Below are 19,338 nucleotides of genomic sequence, written 5' to 3' on the forward strand. Positions count from 1 at the left end.
GTCCTCCAATCCACGTAGAAAGAGGGAAATCTCATGACAGCACATATCCATGACAACACCAGAATCGGGCAGGTTTCATTAAAGGTTAGTAACTTGGAGCGCTCTATTCAATTTTATACCGAGGTTGTTGGCTTCCAACTGCTGCGTCAAACGGCGGATACCGCTGAATTGACAGTCGACGGAAAGCACCCGCTGCTAACCCTTAAGTTTATTGAAAATGCAGTTATTCTCCCGCGCCAATCCGCAGCCGGATTGTATCACTTTGCTATTCTTGTATCGAACCGCGTGGCTCTGGGCCTGTCACTGCGTAATCTGCTTGCTCATGAGATTGAAATCGGACAGGGGGACCATGATGTAAGTGAAGCTCTGTATATCCATGATCCGGATAATAACGGGATAGAGATCTATGCGGATCGTCCTCGTGATCAGTGGAAGAAAGATGCTAACGGATATTACATTATGGGAACAGATCCTGTGGATGCAGAAGGCTTGGTCGCTATTTCTGAGAACCTACCTTGGCAAGGGTTGCCCGAAGGAACGGTAATTGGGCATGTTCACTTCCATGTGTCTAATTTGCTCAAGGCGCAGCAATTTTATTGCGATGTGCTCGGTTTTGATATTACATGTCGCTATGGCTCGTCTGCTTTGTTCGTATCCGCAGGTGGTTACCATCACCACATGGGCTTGAATATATGGGCAGGAGAAGGGGCGCTCCCAGCTCCCGAACATGCTGCAGGCCTGGATTATTTTGAACTGATTGTGCCAAATCAAAAGGAACTGGAGGCCGTTGTCGTCCGTTTGACTGCGGCAGGATATGGAGTGGAGGAACGCGATGGTGCCAAATACGTTGCTGATCCGTTCCGCATTCATATCAAACTGGTTACCGACGGCCAAACCGTTTAACATATCAGGAAAGTAAAGGAAGAGGGTATTCCCGTAAGCCACATAGGCTGGGAATACCCTCTTATTCGTGAACTAAAACAAGCTCCAATCCAATTCCCGCGACATGGTCTCCAGCAAGTGTACACCCGCTGTACTGTTACCCATGCGGTTCAGAGAAGGTCCGACCAGTCCAATGCCATATCGTCCGGGCACCATCGTCATAATGCTGCCAGATACGCCACTTTTGGCGGGCAGTCCGACCTGAATAGCGAATTCTCCGGATGCGTCATACATGCCGCATGTGGTCATAAAGGTTTTGGCGATCTGTACATAACGGCGGGGAACCAGCGGTACACCCGTGACCGGATCACGTCCATTGTAGGCTAATACGAGTCCCATGCGTGCCAAATCCGTACAATTCAATTTTACAGCGCAATGCCTGAAGTAAACCTCCAGCACATCCTCAACATGTCCGCGCAGAATTCCCTTTTCCATCAAGAAATAGGCAAGGGAACGGTTTAAATGGCCTGTAGCAGATTCCGAATCGTAGACATCCTGGTCATATTCCAGCTTGTCATTACGGGTAAGCAGACGGAAAAATTGCAGGACACGGGCAAACTTCTCTTCAGGACTGTTTCCGCGAATCAAAGAGGACACGGCGATGGCTCCGGCATTAATAAGCGGGTTAAACGGGATGCCGGGCTCGACCAGCTCCAGCTTCAGCATGGAATTAAAACGGTCTCCGGTAGGCTCCATACCGACCTTGGAGAAGACAACATCTTCACCATTATCCATTAAGGCCAAAATAAGCGTGAATACCTTCGAGATGCTTTGCATCGTAAAGCTTATTTCGGTATCTCCGGCTACCACGGTCTCGCCGATTCCGTTCATCACAACAACACCCAGCGCGTCGGCCGGAGCTTTGGACAATTCGGGAATATACGCTGCCACCTTGCCATGAATATACTGATGACGGCTTTGTTCCACCCATTTCGGCAGTTTGGTCTGTAGTCTCTGCCACTCCGATGTCATTTCTTTTCCTCCAGTCGAGTAACCATCCTGTGGTATTGTTATTGTAGAGCAAGATGTGATAGCTATACGCCTATTCTAAAGATATTTCTGGTCGAAAGACAAGATATTATTGAACACAGTGAAAGGAGGCAGTTGACTTGTCATCTAACAATGTACACCTGCTGTTCTCTCAGTCCGCTGCTGGCTCGATGAAAGTAGGCCTTTCGGGAGCAGGATTGCGTTATGAGAGTGAAGTACTGTCTTTTAATGACCTATTTTCCATAGGGCCGTTGTGGAGGCTGGAAACACCAGAAGGACAAGAGAACCGTCACAACTGGTTGGCTGAACGGATCGTGGATTATGAATTTTTCCATTACGCAAATTGGGAGCACCGCATTGAACAGATGACGGCTACTCTTACTGCAATTTCTGATGATAAGTCGATCACAATCTGGTGCGGCTCTAATGCTCACGAGCAAATCGGATTACGTTTTGCATTATACCTTTTGCGGAATAGAACTGCTCCTATCGGGGTCGTAAATGTAACAGATTCCATGGAACGGGAGCCGAGTGATCCTCTATACATGGAAAGTAAGTTTCCTCTATCCATGAACGTGGTGTATTCGAAAGAAATTGCACGGTTCATAACGCAAAATAAAGATAAAATTCATGCTTTAAGCATGGAAGATCGACATCGACATGAACAAGATTGGCTGGAGCTTAGTGAACAGGAAAGTGTGCTGAGATTATGGGAAAATGACCATATCGATCATGTGCCAGAAGATTACTTTGATCAGGCTTTGCTGGATTTGATCGGTCAACTGCGGGTAGAGGATAATCGGCATTATGTACACGCTGGAAAAATAATAGGTGAGGCTTTAACACAATGGCCACAGCTAAGAAGCGATACTTTTTTGGAATACCGGATTCAACAGTTGATCGCTCAGGACAGACTCGAATTTCTGGAAATGCCTGAAATGTCGGGAATGCAATATCGCTATGCTGTGAAAATAAAAGCGTAAAACGAAGTGAAAAAGTATACTATTCTGTCACCTGATGTCATTTCTTCATCTCCAGCTAAATTCCCATTTTAATGTAAAGTTGTGATTATAGTTTATCCACAAACGACTTCTACGTTCCATACATTCTCTTTTTTTGGCATAAGCTTATACAAAATTTTATAATTTTTTGCTGTATTCCCTATCAGGTAGTTTCGAAAAAGATGCTTGTAGAGCAAACCTTAAATCGTATGAATGTTAATGGGAGAAGGAGATGAGGCGGAGCATGTTACACGGTACGTTAGCGGATTACCCGCGGGATACAACGATTCATCAGTTATTTGAGGGGGAGGCCGAGCGCACACCGGAGCAAGTGGCCGTTGTATTGGGAGACAAGCACTTGACGTATGCTGATCTGAACAAACAGTCTAATCAGCTTGCCCGGGTTCTGCGGAGCAAAGGCGTAAATAAAGGCGACCCCGTCGGGATAATGGCCGAATGCTCATTGGAAATGATCGTCGGTATTTTCGGGATTTTAAAAGCCGGGGGAGCCTATGTACCGATTGACCCGGAATACCCCAAGGAACGTATATGCTATATGCTGAAAGATTCTGGCGCAAAGCTCCTGCTAACCCGGCTACCAATTGAGCAACAAGTGGAGCTCAACGTTCCTGTAATGGATTTGTCGGACAAGCGTAATAACAGGGAAGAAACAGGGAATCTCACCTCCATTCATGGCTCAGATGCACTAGCCTGCATTATGTATACGTCAGGCTCTACGGGCGAACCGAAGGGAAACCTGACGATGCACTACAATATTACACGTGTTGTCAAAGAGACAAATTACATCCGATTCGCGGCAAAAGACCGAATCTTGCAATTGGCCAGTTTTTCGTTCGATGGTTCTACATTTGGCATTTACGGGGCACTGCTCAACGGAGCCACCCTCGTTTTGACCCCACAAGCCCAAATCATGAATGCACGTGAGCTATCGAGTGTACTGCGCACACAACAGATTACAAAATGCTTCATCACGACAGCACTTTTTAATGCATTGGTGGATATTGATCCGGATTGCTTTGCCACACTTGAAACCTTGCTATTCGGTGGTGAAAAGGTGACGGTCAGCCATGTGCGCAAAGCATTTGCCCGTCTGGGCTCTGGCCGTTTAATTCATGTCTACGGACCGACCGAGAGTACAGTATTTGCAACGTTTTACCGGATTGATCATTTGGATGAAGCTGCAAATACCGTACCGATCGGTAAACCCATCAGCAATACGTCGGTTTACATCATGGATCATGACCAGCATCCTTTGCCACAAGGAGTTGCAGGTGAACTGTACATCGCTGGCGATGGATTAGTGAAAGGTTATTTGAACCGTCCAGAGCTGACAGAGGAAAGGTTTATTCCGTTTCCAGGGGTGCCGGGGGGCAGGTTGTACCGAACCGGAGATTGGGCAATAGAGCAGGCGGACGGAAACATTGAATATATCGGCCGGATCGACGAGCAAGTGAAAATACGGGGCTACCGAATTGAGCCAGGGGAAATTGAGGCACAGCTATTAAAAATAAAGGATATACAAGCAGCCGTTGTTATCGTGCGTGAAGATCGGAACGGACAGAAGCAACTGGGAGCGTACTTTAGGGCAAGCCAAAGGCTGATGGCAGATGAAATTAAAAACACGCTTTCTGCAAAGCTGCCAAATTACATGATTCCGTCTTTTTTTATGCAATTAGAGCAGATGCCACTGACACGGGATGGAAAGCTGGATCGCAAGGTACTGTTGTCCTTTGAAGACAATGGACATACCGTGGCAGCAGCATACGTATCCCCTGAGGCAGGGCTGGAAGCCAGGCTGATGGAAATCTGGCAGGATGTATTAGGTATTCAGCAGTTTAGTGTTGTAGACAGCTTCTTCGACCTTGGTGGACATTCTATTCATGCGCTTACGTTAATGTCAAGGATGGAGAGGGCGGGATATCATACCACTTTGACAGATATTTACCACTATAAGACGATCCGTGCGCTCGCTGCATATCTTCAATCGGCTCAAGAAAGTGAAAGAACCTTGAAGCAGCAGGGCACTATAGAAACCAAGCAAGAGTTGATTTCCTGGCTGCACCAAGAAACAGATGGCGTATACGATCTGGTGAAGTATCAAGTGAGGGATTTTCTTCACGAAGTGAGAGATATTCGGGTGCTTTACTTCAACTCCGTGGACGACGTTAATCCTATCATGCGGATCATGAACGGGAAAGTCGCTAAAGAAGTGCAGCCGCATTATATTGTACCACTGCATCAAAAAGTAAAAATGGATAATCAATACCAGGTCATCGATGAAGAGGAGTTTGTCCAGCGTCTGGACTTGAAAACCATGGACACGGATCAGGCGGCAAGGTTGCGCGAGCAGTTGGAAGACGATTATTTAAAAAGAGATCAGTGGGTTAAAACGGGGCAAGTGGCACAAGAATATCCGCTAAGTGGAATTCAACAAATGCAAATTTCATTTCATACACCGCCGAGTATTGGCCTATTTAGGCTGGACGAGTATGTGAATTATGATTTTTTGAATCAGGCTTATGCTCAATTTGTACAAAGTCAGGGATTACTGAGAAGCATTCCTGTACAAAGAGATGAATGGACGTATTGGAGGGAATACGTCCTTCCTGGCGCCGATTTGCCAACACTCACCATCCTCGACGTAACGGACTGCAATCCATATGGCCCCTTTATGGAAATGATAAATGACTACATGACGAATACTCGATACACGGGAGAGCGTACTTTGTTTCAGATGTTTGTGCTAAAACGAAATTTGCGTGAGCATGTTGTTATAACGCTTTATCATCATGCGATATGCGATCGGGTGACTTCGGAAGTAGCTGAACGACAGGTAATGGCTTGCTACAGGAGTCTGCTTCAAAACGAATCCCTTCCTACGGATGAAGTAAAGCCCTATAAGGATTATGTAGAACAAATCCAAAGCGGACCCAGCGGAATCACTGAACAGACATTGATATCCGACTTTCATCTGGAAGCGTTCCAGCAAAGCAAGCAGGACCTGTTACAAACTCCGAAGCTAAGAACGAGCACAGAAGCCTATCTGTTTAGCGTGAGCATCCCGGCTAAAAATCCATCCTTGGAGTTTGCGCTCTCTGTCTTTACAAGGGGCTTGCAAATCTATTTAGGTATGGACCAGTTGCCATTGTTATTTTTATATGATGGAAGAAGGTACGATGAGGCGACATATTATAACACGGTCGGTGAGTTTATTGATTTTGTGCCTATGCTGATGGATATGAAGCAGAATCCGGATGAAATGCTGCTGACTGTCAGAAATAGGCTGGATTTATTAAAACACCACACGATTAATTTTATGAACCTGCTTACAGGACCTGCCTATAAAAACAGGTGGGAACGGGCCAGAACACTTGCACAATTTGGGAAGCAGTATGAGCATCTAGATGTATTCATGTTTAACTATTTGGCCAATAGCGCAAAGGAAGGGTTGCAGTATAGCCAATTTTACGATGATACGGTCATAAAGCAACCGAATCCGCTGCCGATCTATTCGCTGTTCAACTGCATCGCTACCTCCTACACAGACGGTCTTATTTTTTCGATGCGGTGCAGTTACGAGATAGAGGTTGAGGAAGTCAGGGCTGCTTTTTATCAGGCCGCCGGTATAGCATCTCAGATAGGGGAGGTTCAATAAGTGATCCAACCTTACTTGCCTTTATTTTCCCATCGCAGGGGGGAAGCCGGACAGCCTGAAGACAAAGATCAAGTCCTTTACCATATTCGTTTGGAAACAAGACAGGTCAAACCGATCATGGAGTTTGTACAGCAGCATCAGTTGGGTATGCCTTCTTTTATCGCAGCCATATGGTCTGTGCTTTTATCCCATTATGCCAATCAATATACAGTACCTGTTTTATATTCCATGTTATCAGACAGAGAGGGGACACAACGTTGTCAGGACTATCCGCTTTTTATCCATATTCAGAAGGAAGATCATCTTCTCTCCTTGATGCAAAAAATAAAGGGAAAATGGGATAAGCGAGATAGCAGCATTAAGTGGAGTGAGGATCTTTCGCAGCACATGAAAGTGGACTCCCCATCAGAAAAAGATGGAGATTTTTTCAATGTGGGCATCGTAGAGACTTGTGATGATCTCTCGCATTCAAGTTCGAGCACAAAAGCATTAGCTTCTCTATGCGGTATAAATCAGCCTGAGATTGCGCTCTGCTACCGTTATGGTTCGGAAAGATTAGAATGCGCAATACAGTATGATAGCAGGCATTTGGGTAAAAAGCAGATCGCTAATCTCGCAGGCCACTTTCAGATACTGCTGGCCAATGCACTCCATCTTCCGGAGAAAGCGGTACTCCTTCACCCCATACTGACAACGAAAGAATACGAGCAGATACAACAATGGAATGATACGGAACAAGCATATCCTTTGGATAAAACCGTGGTTCAACTGATTGAGGAGCAGGCTGCCAGAACTCCCGATGCAATCGCATTGGAGTTTGAAGGGCAGAAGCTGACCTACTCGCAGTTAAATCAGCGGGCTAATCAAATCGGCCGCGTGATTCTAGAGTCGGTTTCCACAGGAGAGGATGGCGCTTTACAACCCGGCACGCTGATTGCCATCTTTATGGACAGAAGCGCAGATGTAATCCCGGCAATGCTAGGAGTTATGAAGGCAGGGGCCGCTTATCTTCCGATCGATCCCCAATATCCTGGAGAACGGGTTCGATTTATTTTAGAAGATGCGCAGGCCAAAATGATTATCACGCACAGTCAACTGGTAAATAAGCTAAATCTATCTATGAATCAAATGAGCATGAAAGCGCATTCGCTTATTTGTGTAGATGAATGCCTGGTGCAGCAGTACGATCATCCCGACGAGAATTTGAATATTCAGGTTAAACAGAGCGACCTGGCCTATGTCATCTATACATCCGGCTCCACTGGAAATCCGAAGGGGACGCTTATTGAGCACGCCGGACTGGTTACGTTAATCCCTTACCTTGTTGAAAAGTTTCGTATTACCCCTGACTCCAGAGTTATGCAATTCGCTTCCATCAGTTTCGACGCTTCGGTCTACGAATGGATCGGAACGTTAACAGTAGGCGGGACACTTGTTGTGCTGTCGAATGCGGAGCTGCCTCCTTATGCGGATATTTCAGATGTACTCGAAGAGAAAAATATCCACATTGCCATGCTGACGCCATCTGTGCTGCGAACCATGAAACCAAGAGAACTGTCTGAATTGCATACAATCGTATCCGCGGGAGAACCCTGTACGTCTGATATTGTAAATTATTGGGGAAGAGGACGACTGTTTGTGAACGCTTACGGACCGACCGAAGTGACGATTTTATGTTCCACCTCGGTATGCAAACCAGAGGCAGAAATCACGATTGGCAAACCCGCCTATAACAAACGATTGTTTGTATTCAATCCATTTGGTAATTCTGTGCCGGTCGGTGTTCCCGGTGAATTATGGGTGGGCGGCATAGGGCTTGCCAGAGGATACCTGAATCGTGGGGAGCTGACCCAGGAGCGTTTTGTTCACAAAGAGATGAGCATCGGAAATGAGTCACAGCGAGAACGGTTATATCGAACCGGGGACGTCGTGAAATGGACGCCAGATGGTGAACTGGTATTTATCGGCCGTAGTGATGAACAGATTAAAATCAGAGGCTACCGTATCGAACTGGGTGAAATAGAGCATCAGCTTCGCCAGCACCCTGATATCCGTCAATGTGTCGTTCGAGCCTGGAAGGACGAGTCCTTCCATAAACTGGTGGCTTACTATACTGCCTTAAAAAGGCTGACTGAGGCTGAATTGGCCCAGTATGCAGGCTCTATTTTACCTGCTTATATGGTTCCTGCTTATTTTTGTCAGCTGGATTCAATCCCCGTAAATACAAGCGGGAAAGTTGATCGTCAAGCTCTTCCCGATCCGACCACATTATTTGTCCCTGCTGAGAATGCTGCGGAAGCAGGGGAGGGCAGTTTCGAAAAGCGACTGCTTTGCATTTGGCGACAAATTTTAAAAAGAGGAGATATCGGTGTAAACGATCATTTTTACGCGGCCGGGGGAGATTCAATTCTTGCCATTCAGGTCGTCTCTATGGCCAGAGATCACGGTATGATGCTGACCCCAAGACAAGTTGCAGAGCATCCGACTATCAAGGAATTAGCCGCTGTGGTTACTTGGACAGAACGTGAGAAGAAGGAAGATAGTATGGTTGATTTGACAGGCGAATTTGGTCTGACGCCGATCCAGCACTGGTTTTTCGAGCAGCAGTTCAAAGAACCGCATTATTTCAATCAATCCCAGCTGTTTCTACTACGTGGTTGTGATCCCGTAAAGCTGGAAACGGCCATCAAACAATTGATCAGACTTCATCCAGAGCTTTCGATGCAGCTCGTAGCTGGCAAGCACGGATATTCGCAGCGCTACCGAACGGATACCACCATTCAGCTTGCCAGTCACACTATTCAGCAAATCGCTGATCCCGAATCTGAAATTTCAAGCATATGCGATGCATGGAACAGACAACTGAATTATGAGACAGGCCCGATGATTTGTGCAGGCGTAATCCAAGGTCATCCTGACGGTCAAGTCCGCTTTTTTATGACGATTCATCATTTGGTTATTGATGGCGTGTCCTGGAGAATATTAGTTCAGGAATTGGATCAATTGTATCATGGCTCAGAATTGCCTCCTGTTTTAAATCCATACAAAAGGTGGCATTACGCATGGATGGATTATTCCAAACACCAAGATACTTTAAGTCATATTGAATATTGGAAAAAAGTACAGCTTCAAAGTGCAGCATTTGTGCTGCCGATAGACCATTGCCCGGATCATAGAATGAGCAGTGAATCTTCGGAATTGGTTACAAAGCTTACTCCCAACGATACGCAGTTACTTTTGTATCATTGCTCCCAGGCATATCATACCGAGATCAATGATTTGCTGCTTACGGCCTGGTCGCTGGCTCTCTCCGCTTGGTCTGGGCAGAAGACGATCGCGTTTCGGTTAGAGGGTCATGGACGTGAGCATTTTGTAGCCGATATGGATCTGACAAGAACCGTCGGCTGGTTTACCTCAATGTTTCCGGTGTGCATTCGGATGACGGACAATTGCAGCTTGGGGGCGACGATTAAATCTGTCAAAGAGCAGTTACATTCTATTCCTCACCGTGGCATGTCATACGGTGCTTTGAGATACTGCCATCCGAACGAAGAAGTCCGTTCCGAGCTAACAGCTTCCGAGCCACAGGCTCTATTCAATTATTTGGGTCAATTCGATCAGGCAAATACGAGCGGGCTAGAGCAGTGGATAGGTTTTACACGTGAAGCAGCACAGGACCATAGCTCGCCGCTTAATCATGGAACAAGCCTGTTGGAACTTAACTGTTCCATCGTTCATGGACAACTGCATTTGTTCATGAAATATAGCACACGTCACTATGAAGAAACGACCATTACTCAGTTGATAAATACTTTCATATCACGTTTGCTTTCTATCATCGAGCATTGCAGCCAGGCTAATTACGAAGAGTTTACACCAAGTGATTTTCCATCGGTGTCACTGGAGCAGCATTCGCTGGATCAGATTGTAAAGACCTATTCTAAGCAATATGGTCTGAATAAAATGATGCATTTAAGTCCTTTGCAGGAAGGACTGTTGTTCCATTATTTAGAGTATCCGGCATCCGATCAATACTTTGTGCAGGTTAATTGGAAATATCATGGGAGGCTGGAGGTAAACCAGTACCGGGAAGCCTGGGACAGTGTCATTGCCGAAAATGATTGCTTGCGGACATGTTTCATTTGGGACGCGCTGGACAAGCCCGTACAATGCATTATCCAAACAGCAGAATGGGACTGGACGTTCTTGGATTTTGGAGCAGAGCAACCCAAGCGGCAACAGGAATGTATTGAACGGTGGATGGAGATGGATCGCAATCGTCGTTTTGATCTGAGCCAGCCTGCGTACCGCATCACATTGATTCAGACTGCACCGGAAGAATGGACGATGCTCTGGAGTTATCACCATATTTTGCTGGACGGTTGGAGCTTGCCGCTGCTGCTAAACCGGGTTCATGAACTCTATGCTTGTAGATTGCAAAATAGAATGCCACAGCGCAGCTTGTCCCGCTCTTTTGAAGCGTATATTCAATGGCTGAATGATAAGGATCGCACAGAGGCCGAGTTATTTTGGAAGGCTTATTTGGCCGAAGTAACGGAGCCGACCCTGCTGCCGATCGAGAAGGGAAGTGCGATTCCCGATGTACATCAACCGATTAAGAACCAGCAGATCCAGACCCTTCACATGGATTCGAGTCTAACCAAACGTATAGCCACTTTTGTACAGCAAACACAGGTTTCGCTCAATACCTTGGTGCAGTTTGCATGGGGGAAAGTGCTACAGGTCTATCATGATGCAGATACAACCGTATTCGGCATGGTCGTTTCCGGGAGGGGATCGGATCTTGCAAAAGGGGATCGCATTACAGGTATGCTGATTAATACGTTGCCCTTGGTCATGCACTGGAATGTGGAGCAAACCATCACAGAATATGTAAAGCACCTACACCGGACGATTCAGAAATTGAATGACTACTGCTATGTGAGCCTGAACGAACTGAAGAGGTGGAGTGCTATTCATGGTCATGCCATGTTTTACAGCATCGTGGCCTTCGAGAATTATATGAACGACTACCGTCAGCCTGAACATGGTTTGGAAATGTCAGCTATGGAGGAACGAGAGAAAACCAATTACCCGATGACTATCACCATTGCCAATGACGGGGAACAGATCACTGTCAAATTTATTTACGATGCGGGTCGCTTGAAGCAAGCAACGGTTTGTCGCCTAGCTGAGCATCTGCTAAATACATTGCACTATGTGCTGGAACATCCGAGTCACTCCGTCGGAGACGTGTGTTTTATAAGCAAGGACGAATATGATCAAGTCGTCTATGACTGGAACGATTCGTATACAGACTATCCCAGAAATCGTTCGATTGTTGACTTGTTTCAGGAGCAAGCGAGGCTGCGTCCTTCACAGCCGGCAGTAATTGCACACAACAAGGTTATAACTTACCGCACCATGAATCAAATGTCCCAGCAGATTGCCCATTTGCTAGTAGATGATACCGACAGTCATGGGAAGTTGATCGGGGTTTATTTGCCGCGATCCATCGAGTTCATTGTCTCCATTCTGGCGATTATGAAAGCGGGATGTGCTTATGTGCCGATAGACCCCGATTTTCCGGCAGAAAGAACCCGCGAATTGATCGAGGACGCTAAACTGGACACCATCATCACCTCACATAAAGGAGCGGAAGGTATCTCGAAAGCCTGTAATGGAATCCATTTAAAACTGATTGATATAGAGCATTTTGACCAGACTGAGGTTGTACCACAAGAAGAGAAGGAGCCTATAACTGCTCCTAATGACCTTGCTTACCTACTGTATACATCCGGCTCGACGGGAAAACCGAAAGGCGTGATGGTAGAACATCGCAATGTCATCCGCTTGGTTAAAAACACCAGCTATATCCCGTTTTCCTCTGACATCAGGTTGCTTTATACAGGTTCGCCTGTTTTTGACGCTTCCACGTTTGAAATTTGGGGGACATTGCTAAATGGAGGTCGTCTGTTTGTAGTTTCAAAGGATGACCTTCTCAATATCCAACTGCTGGAGCAACGCATGAAGGAGTGGGAAATTAATACATTATGGCTAAGTTCCGCCCTGTGTAATCACTGGATTGAAGAAAATGAAAAGATGTTTGCTGAACTTAAATGGTTGGTCGTGGGCGGGGAAGTTTTATCGGCTAAGCATATAAACCGTATCCGGCTGGCCTGTTCAGAACTTTCGATTCTCAATGTATATGGTCCAACGGAGAACACCACGTTTTCGACGAGCTATCGGATCAAAGAGACTTTTGAGCAAGATATTCCCATTGGCAAGCCGATTAGTAATTCAACTTGTTATATCCTGGACAAACAGGGTCGTATTCAGCCTATCGGGGCGGTCGGGGAACTATATGTAGGAGGAGACGGGGTTGCGAGGGGCTATTGGCTGCAAAACCAATTGACACAGCATGCGTTTACTCCGAATCCCTATACTTCTGCCAAAGATCGTGAAAGAGGAGAAAATCGGGTTCTTTATCGTACAGGAGATCGGGCGAAATGGCTACCGGACGGTAATATCGAATATATTGGACGGGTTGACGATCAGGTGAAGCTTCGCGGCTATCGAATCGAACCTGGCGAAGTCGAGTTCCGTCTTGGCCGCTATCCTGTTGTGAAAGAATGTCTGGTTGCTGCCCGTGAGCTTCACGGTGAATTACGGCTGATCGCTTACTATACAGCGGAAGAGGAGGAGCGGGAGGGAGAGCTTCATACGTTTATGGCTGAGGGGCTTCCAGCTTATATGCTACCCTTCCGTTACATTTGGCTGAAGTCGTTCCCATTAACGGCTAACGGGAAAATCGACCGTAAAATGCTTCCTTTACCGAAAATCCAGAACAGCCATAAAGAACCAAATTCCAGTCAAAAAACTGAATTGGAACAAACCATTGAAGAGATTTGGAGCAAGGTTCTGCAACTTGAGACTATCCGTAAGGATGAAGATTTTCACACGTTGGGAGGGCATTCGCTTCATGCGCTGCGTATAGCCAGTTTGCTGCAAAAAAGCGGATATCCGGTTACAGTCAACCAAATATTTCGTGAACAGACCATCGAACATTTGGCCCTTGCATTGAGCAAAGCTAGGACGGATACTGCAACTGTCCTTTGTTCGGATAGGAATATCCCATATATTCAGACTATAAGAAAGGTGTACCCGAATGATGGATTTCCGCTATCTGCTGTACAAAAACGTTTTTTTCAAAGAGATCTGCTGAATCGCAACATGTTTAATGTACCTTACCTGGCTCTGCTCAAGAAATACATCCCCAGACAATTGCTGGACTCGTCGCTGGAGGCACTATGGAACAAACATGCGGCGCTACGCTTGTCATTTGCTCAGCTGGATCATGATGAATGGTATCAATATGAGCAGACCATGAGTGTGGAACAGGTTGTTTCTTATGTAGATTTGCAAGCGGTCCCGGGCTCACATGACGCCTGCATTTCGGAATACTGCTCGAATGCTCAGCATGGATTTGACATCGGGGCTGGACCTTTATGGAAAGTCGTGCTGTTTGACCATTATTGCGGAGAGAAACGGCAGGTGATATTGCTCCTGTTCCATCATTTAATTTTTGACGGGATATCCATAAACATTTTTTTGGAAGACTTGAGGCATCTTCTATTACTGGAAAAGGGGAGTGATTGGCTCCTGCATAGGGAGGAAGAAAGCAGCTATCGGGATTGGTGCATGGGATTGACACAATATGCGGCAAAGGGCCTTTCTCCTGACGCATCAGCCTTCTGGGCCAAGGTTGTGGAAGGCGGCAAGTCTTTACAGGTTGACACGGAATCGGAGACACGGCCTCTCCACCGTCATATGACTACCATAACACAAGATTTGCTTGAAGGAGAGGAACATATTCGCCTTTTAAAAGCGGTGGCTGTCAAGCAGCATACTACACCGCTGAGCTTGATACTTACGGCATTGTCACAGGCTTGTTTCCAATTGAAAAGGCAATCGGATTTGCTGCTCCATGTGATGTCTTATCAGCGTGAGTCCTTTTTGCCTGGGATTGTAATTGATCGTACGATTGGTTTTTTTGCCGGAGCTTATCCCATTCGAATTCAGATCCCGGAAGAGGGGTTATCTAAAAATGGGGAGGTTGTACTGGAGCATGTCAAGCGCACATTACAGCATATTCCATCTGAAGGACTGGATTACTTTATTCTACGATATTTGATACAGGATATAAATTCCCATACGGAGCCGCTAAAAGACGGAACACACATGCTTTTTCATTATCAATCCGAGGAAATGAACGGGCTGGCTGATGATTTGTACGAGCCTTTGGCCCTTCCTTACGGAAATACGAACGCGGCGGACAACCCCTCAGCTTACAAGCTAAATATGACGGCTAGCCTTAAACATGATCGGTTAAGTTTAACCTGCTATTACAGTTCACTGCATTATGAAGACCGGACGATTACTGAGTTTGTACGCTTAATATCCGGCTATCTGTGCCAAAGCATTGGTGTTCGTCCAAATACTATGATAGTGAAAGGAGACTTCCTGCTATGAAAATATACGAATTTTGCCCTTTTTTTAATGAAAACCGGATTGCTGATATCAAAATAAAAGAAAACGCCTGCTGGATTGACGAGCTGCATGTGATCGAAGCCAACAAGACGTTCAGCTATTTGGAGAAGCCCCTCAACTTTAAAGCGGATGTTCTTGGCCCCAAAGTAATTCATCATCCATTTCATGCCGATGAGCTGTTTCGCAAACCAGAGAAGGAATCATTGTATTTTAATGTGGATAGCTGCGGTGCGGATCACTTTGACCGCTGGTACTGGCGTCTGCTTAGCTACAACAGCGCGTTTCATAACGAAGCTTGCCAAAGAAACCAAAGTGCCTCTATTTTGCGGGATAAGGTTGAGGACGATGATATAATCATTTTGGCTGATTTCGATGAGATCATTGATAGCCGGATGGCGGATCGTTTGGTTTCAGAAGTGAAGAAGCATGAGATTATTACGATAAAAATGCACTACTCTGTATTCTTTCTGAATCTTTTTTGCCAATCCAATCATGGCGCCCCTCATTGGAGCTATCGCGTATTTGCCATGACAGGTCGGTATTTTAAAAGTATGCCATTCTCATCTGACTATCTCAGGAAGAAGGGGATTGCTGAAGCACTGTACCAAGACATCTATTGCCTGGAAGAACCAGCCGGATTCCATCATTCGTGGCTTGAATATCAGAAAACCGCGCTCCCCAAGCTGCAGGCATTTGCCGCCAATGTAGAGGATAAAAGTATATTGAATACAGATTATATTGATCAATGTTTGCATGATAAAAAACTGTACTATATCGATACCGAGCTTTATGTTGATAACTCAAAATCGTTTTTGAGCAGTTTACAGGAGCTTGAAATAGAAGATCTTTGGTATAAGTAAAGGAAGCCAGGTTTAGCTGGCGGAGAAGCCCGGTCGATACAGAACGAGGGCTTCTCTTTTCTTTTTTTAGACATAGGAATGCGGTGTCCTTTATCTGGATTGGAGACGTATTTCATGAAGATGCTGTTGACGAAGCATGATTTATATATTACTGTGTTGATATTAACATTTTTTTTTTATCATTGACTTAAAATAAAAGAATGTTACATAAGCTGTTTTCGCTGCTTGATTTAGAAACAACTATTACCCAAATATAAACAGGTAGGTGACGCAAGTGACAGATATATCGAAGCACAATCATAACGGCTTGTCGGAGGAACAATTTTTGGCCGCATATGATGCCAATCAGTATGAGCGTCCATCGGTAACGGTGGATATGCTGCTTTTTACCGTGATGGATCAGCTCCAGCACAATTACCGCAAGCTACCGGAGAAGACACTCCAGCTACTTCTGATCCAGAGGGGGGAGCATCCGTTTCTGGGACAGTGGGCGTTGCCAGGCGGCTTTGTAGGGATGGATGAAAGCCTGGAAGAGGCTGCACGACGTGAGCTTAAGACAGAAACGAATGTAGACCGGATTTATATGGAGCAGCTATATACGTGGGGAGATGTAGCACGTGATCCACGTACGCGGGTCATCAGCTGCGCTTACATGGCATTGGTAGACCACGATTCACTGGAGGTACGAGCCGGAGATGATGCTGCGGATGCCCAATGGTTTGAGTTGGACTACAGTGTGGCTCAGGAGACGCGGACGAATCAGTCGGACGGTTACAGATGGGAACAAGACATTAACATTACATTGAAGCACGGGGATATTCACCTGTCAGCCAAAGTAAAAGTGACTGAAATTCTCAAGGGGAAAACCATTGAGGTCAAGCGAGAAGTGCTGAAATCCCAAGGAATTGCTTTTGACCATGCCAAAATTATTGTGTACGGAATTGAGCGTTTGCGCAGCAAAATAGAATATACAGATATCGCTTTCCACCTGATGCCAGCCCTGTTTACATTGAGCGAGCTTCAACAGGTATATGAAATTATTCTGGGTAAGGAGCTGTTGGCCGCAGCCTTCCGTCGCAAAATAGCCGAACTCGTGGAAGAGACGAATGAATATAGAAAGGCGGCCGGACATCGTCCGTCCAAGTTATACCGATTCAAGCCCCGGTCGCGTTTTAGTAGCATGAAGTAATATGAAATGAGGAATTAACGTGGAAAAGTTTACATTTTTTTATCGCAGTCAGTCGCCATTTTCGCAATGGTATCCCTCTGTGTTTACCGTAAATGAATTGGAATTCAACTGCGCGGAGCAATATATGATGTTTAAAAAAGCACAGCTTTTTGGGGATGAAGAGACAGCCAGTAAAATTATGCAAGCCCCTACCCCGCGGGAGCAAAAAGCCCGTGGCCGTAGTGTGCACGGATTTGATCAATCCTTGTGGGAGGCGAATTGCCGACAATTTGTGTATGACGGCAACTACGCCAAATTTACGCAAAATCCGAATTTGCTTAAGCACCTGCTCAAAACAAAAGGAACTACACTGGTTGAGGCCAGTCCGACGGACACGATTTGGGGTGTAGGATTGGCTGAAATTGATGCCCGCATACGGAACCGCAAATCATGGCGAGGCACCAATTGGCTTGGAGAAATATTGACGAAACTACGTGAGGATGTCTTGCAAAAGGAGGAATAGCCATCATGAAACATACCATGAACCCCCGGAGCCACCGGGATATTCGATCACATATGGCGCAGGAAACACTATCTATTTTGGAGAATGGATATTATACGAATACCAAACAGGCACAAGTGAATATTGCACAAGAGGTAAGCAATGCCATCACAGGCTCCAAGCTATATGCACCATCCCTGCTTGTGGCTGTAAAACAAGAGGCGGAGGAAAAGATTCTTCTATTAAAAGGCGCATTAGAGTCTTCTCGGCTGACGCAACAGACGATTCATGAGAAGATGGAAGTTACGGGAGAAAGCACATTGGAGGCGGCGTATAGGCTCCAGGTTTCGGAGAAGCTGGAGCACGTGGCGTGTCTGAATTTTGCATCAGCCAAAAATCCGGGAGGTGGATTTCTCGGAGGAAGTCAGGCACAGGAGGAAAGCTTGGCTCGTTCGTCAGCATTGTATCCCTGTATTTCACAAATGGAAGAGATGTACCAGCACAACCGGAAGCTGCGGAGCTGTTTTTATTCGGATTATATGATTTATTCGCCTGATGTTCCGGTGTTCAGGGATGATCAGGGAATGCTGCTGGAGAAGCCGTACCAAGTCGCTCTCCTGACCGCACCTGCTGTTAATGCTGGAGTCGTGCGAGAACGGGAGCCAGAGCAGGTAAATCGGATCGGCGAAGTGATGCTGGAGCGAATCCGTTACATACTCAGTTTGGCTGCGCAAAACGGGGTAGAGCATCTTGTGCTGGGAGCCTATGGCTGTGGGGTATTCCGCAATAAGCCGGAAGAGGTTGCCGTCTGGTTCAAGCAAGTGCTTGTAGATGAAGGATATGGATTGTTGTTTGACCGGATTGTTTTTGTGGTGCTGGATCATACAGCAGGACAGCGTACCTTGAACGCCTTTAAATACGGCCTTTCCTAAAGCTGGGGGACGTGTTTCAAAAACCATATACAGTGATAAGTTATGAAAAAGGAGAGTGCTGAATGAATCCAAATCCAAACGTCACCTGGCATGCGTCAGACGTTGACAAGCAAGCGCGCCAGCTTCTGAATGGGCATAAAAGCCCGGTACTTTGGTTTACGGGGCTGTCTGGCTCGGGAAAATCAACGGTATCCTCCACACTGGAAAAAGCACTATTTGCACGAGGCATACACACGTTTATTTTGGATGGGGATAATGTTCGGCATGGTTTAAATCGCAATCTGGGTTTCCTGCCCGCTGACCGCAAAGAAAACATCCGTCGTATTGCTGAAGTAGCGAAGCTGATGTCACATGCGGGGGTGTTGACGATTTGCGCTACGATCTCTCCTTATCGTGAGGATCGTGAAATGGTAAAGGATATTTTGCAGCAGGAAGGCTGTTATGAAATCTATATCCAATGCAGTCTGGAGGAATGCGAGCGACGTGATCCCAAAGGTATGTACAAGAAGGCAAGAGCCGGGGAAATACGCCATTTTACTGGTATTGATGCGCCTTACGAGGCACCTTTGGAGCCTGAGCTCATCGTATCCACTGAAGGCCGGGAGATTGGCCAGTCGGTTCAGGATATACTGGATTTTCTCGACAGAGAGCAGCTGCTGCTCTAATCTTCGTCAAACCTTTTTCAAATCTTCCTGAAATCTTCATTATCTAAAATGG

The 19,338-nt window shown here is 46.1% G+C and carries 10 protein-coding genes; 9 read left to right on the forward strand and 1 reads right to left on the reverse strand.

What is annotated here, in order from left to right; all coding sequences use genetic code 11:
• The first annotated feature begins 33 nt into the window (after positions 1-33).
• On the forward strand, positions 34-903 hold the full coding sequence (locus tag ACQ4MX_RS28185; protein WP_431088602.1) for a VOC family protein: 870 nt from the start codon (positions 34-36) through the stop codon (positions 901-903).
• 72 nt (positions 904-975) lie between these two features.
• Here ACQ4MX_RS28185 and glsA read toward each other — a convergent pair whose 3' ends face one another.
• A complete protein-coding gene (gene glsA, locus ACQ4MX_RS28190; RefSeq protein ID WP_431088604.1) occupies positions 976-1,914 on the reverse strand; it encodes a glutaminase A in 939 nt (312 codons plus the stop codon).
• 137 nt (positions 1,915-2,051) lie between these two features.
• Here glsA and ACQ4MX_RS28195 point away from each other — a divergent pair, with 137 nt between their 5' ends.
• The 8 genes from ACQ4MX_RS28195 to cysC all read left to right on the forward strand — a co-directional run bounded on the left by ACQ4MX_RS28195 (position 2,052) and on the right by cysC (position 19,286).
• Positions 2,052-2,915, forward strand: coding sequence for a DUF1835 domain-containing protein (locus ACQ4MX_RS28195; protein ID WP_431088606.1), 864 nt, complete (start codon positions 2,052-2,054; stop codon positions 2,913-2,915).
• Positions 2,916-3,177: 262 nt separating this feature from the next.
• Entirely contained in the window at positions 3,178-6,609 is a 3,432-nt protein-coding gene (locus tag ACQ4MX_RS28200) for an amino acid adenylation domain-containing protein (RefSeq protein ID WP_431088607.1), read from the forward strand.
• Entirely contained in the window at positions 6,610-15,141 is an 8,532-nt protein-coding gene (locus ACQ4MX_RS28205) for an amino acid adenylation domain-containing protein (RefSeq protein ID WP_431088609.1), read from the forward strand.
• Positions 15,138-16,019, forward strand: a complete 882-nt coding sequence (locus tag ACQ4MX_RS28210) for a hypothetical protein (RefSeq protein WP_202894809.1) — start codon at positions 15,138-15,140, stop codon at positions 16,017-16,019. The genes ACQ4MX_RS28205 and ACQ4MX_RS28210 overlap by 4 nt, the downstream gene beginning before the upstream one ends.
• 274 nt (positions 16,020-16,293) lie before the next feature.
• A complete protein-coding gene (locus tag ACQ4MX_RS28215; RefSeq protein WP_431088611.1) occupies positions 16,294-17,208 on the forward strand; it encodes an NUDIX hydrolase in 915 nt (304 codons plus the stop codon).
• Between the two features lie 19 nt (positions 17,209-17,227).
• Positions 17,228-17,710: an NADAR family protein gene (locus ACQ4MX_RS28220; protein WP_431088613.1), complete on the forward strand. Its 483-nt coding sequence runs from the start codon at positions 17,228-17,230 to the stop codon at positions 17,708-17,710.
• A 5-nt stretch (positions 17,711-17,715) separates the two neighbouring features.
• The gene (locus ACQ4MX_RS28225) at positions 17,716-18,621 is read left to right on the forward strand and encodes a TIGR02452 family protein (protein WP_431088615.1); all 906 of its coding nucleotides are present in this window, start codon (positions 17,716-17,718) and stop codon (positions 18,619-18,621) included.
• A gap of 62 nt (positions 18,622-18,683) precedes the next feature.
• A complete protein-coding gene (gene cysC, locus ACQ4MX_RS28230; protein ID WP_431088616.1) occupies positions 18,684-19,286 on the forward strand; it encodes an adenylyl-sulfate kinase in 603 nt (200 codons plus the stop codon).
• Positions 19,287-19,338: the final 52 nt, after the last annotated feature.

The sequence above is a fragment of the Paenibacillus sp. 8b26 genome, assembly GCF_050626875.1.
Classification (GTDB): Bacteria; Bacillota; Bacilli; order Paenibacillales; family Paenibacillaceae; genus Paenibacillus.

Excerpts from the sequence above, each read along its gene's own strand:
- ACQ4MX_RS28185 (WP_431088602.1), top strand. The coding sequence starts at position 34 with ATGACAGCACATATCCATGACAACACCAGAATCGGGCAGGTTTCATTA.
- glsA (WP_431088604.1), bottom strand. The coding sequence starts at position 1,914 with ATGACATCGGAGTGGCAGAGACTACAGACCAAACTGCCGAAATGGGTG.
- ACQ4MX_RS28200 (WP_431088607.1), top strand. The coding sequence starts at position 3,178 with ATGTTACACGGTACGTTAGCGGATTACCCGCGGGATACAACGATTCAT.
- ACQ4MX_RS28210 (WP_202894809.1), top strand. The coding sequence starts at position 15,138 with ATGAAAATATACGAATTTTGCCCTTTTTTTAATGAAAACCGGATTGCT.
- ACQ4MX_RS28225 (WP_431088615.1), top strand. The coding sequence starts at position 17,716 with ATGAAACATACCATGAACCCCCGGAGCCACCGGGATATTCGATCACAT.
- cysC (WP_431088616.1), top strand. The coding sequence starts at position 18,684 with ATGAATCCAAATCCAAACGTCACCTGGCATGCGTCAGACGTTGACAAG.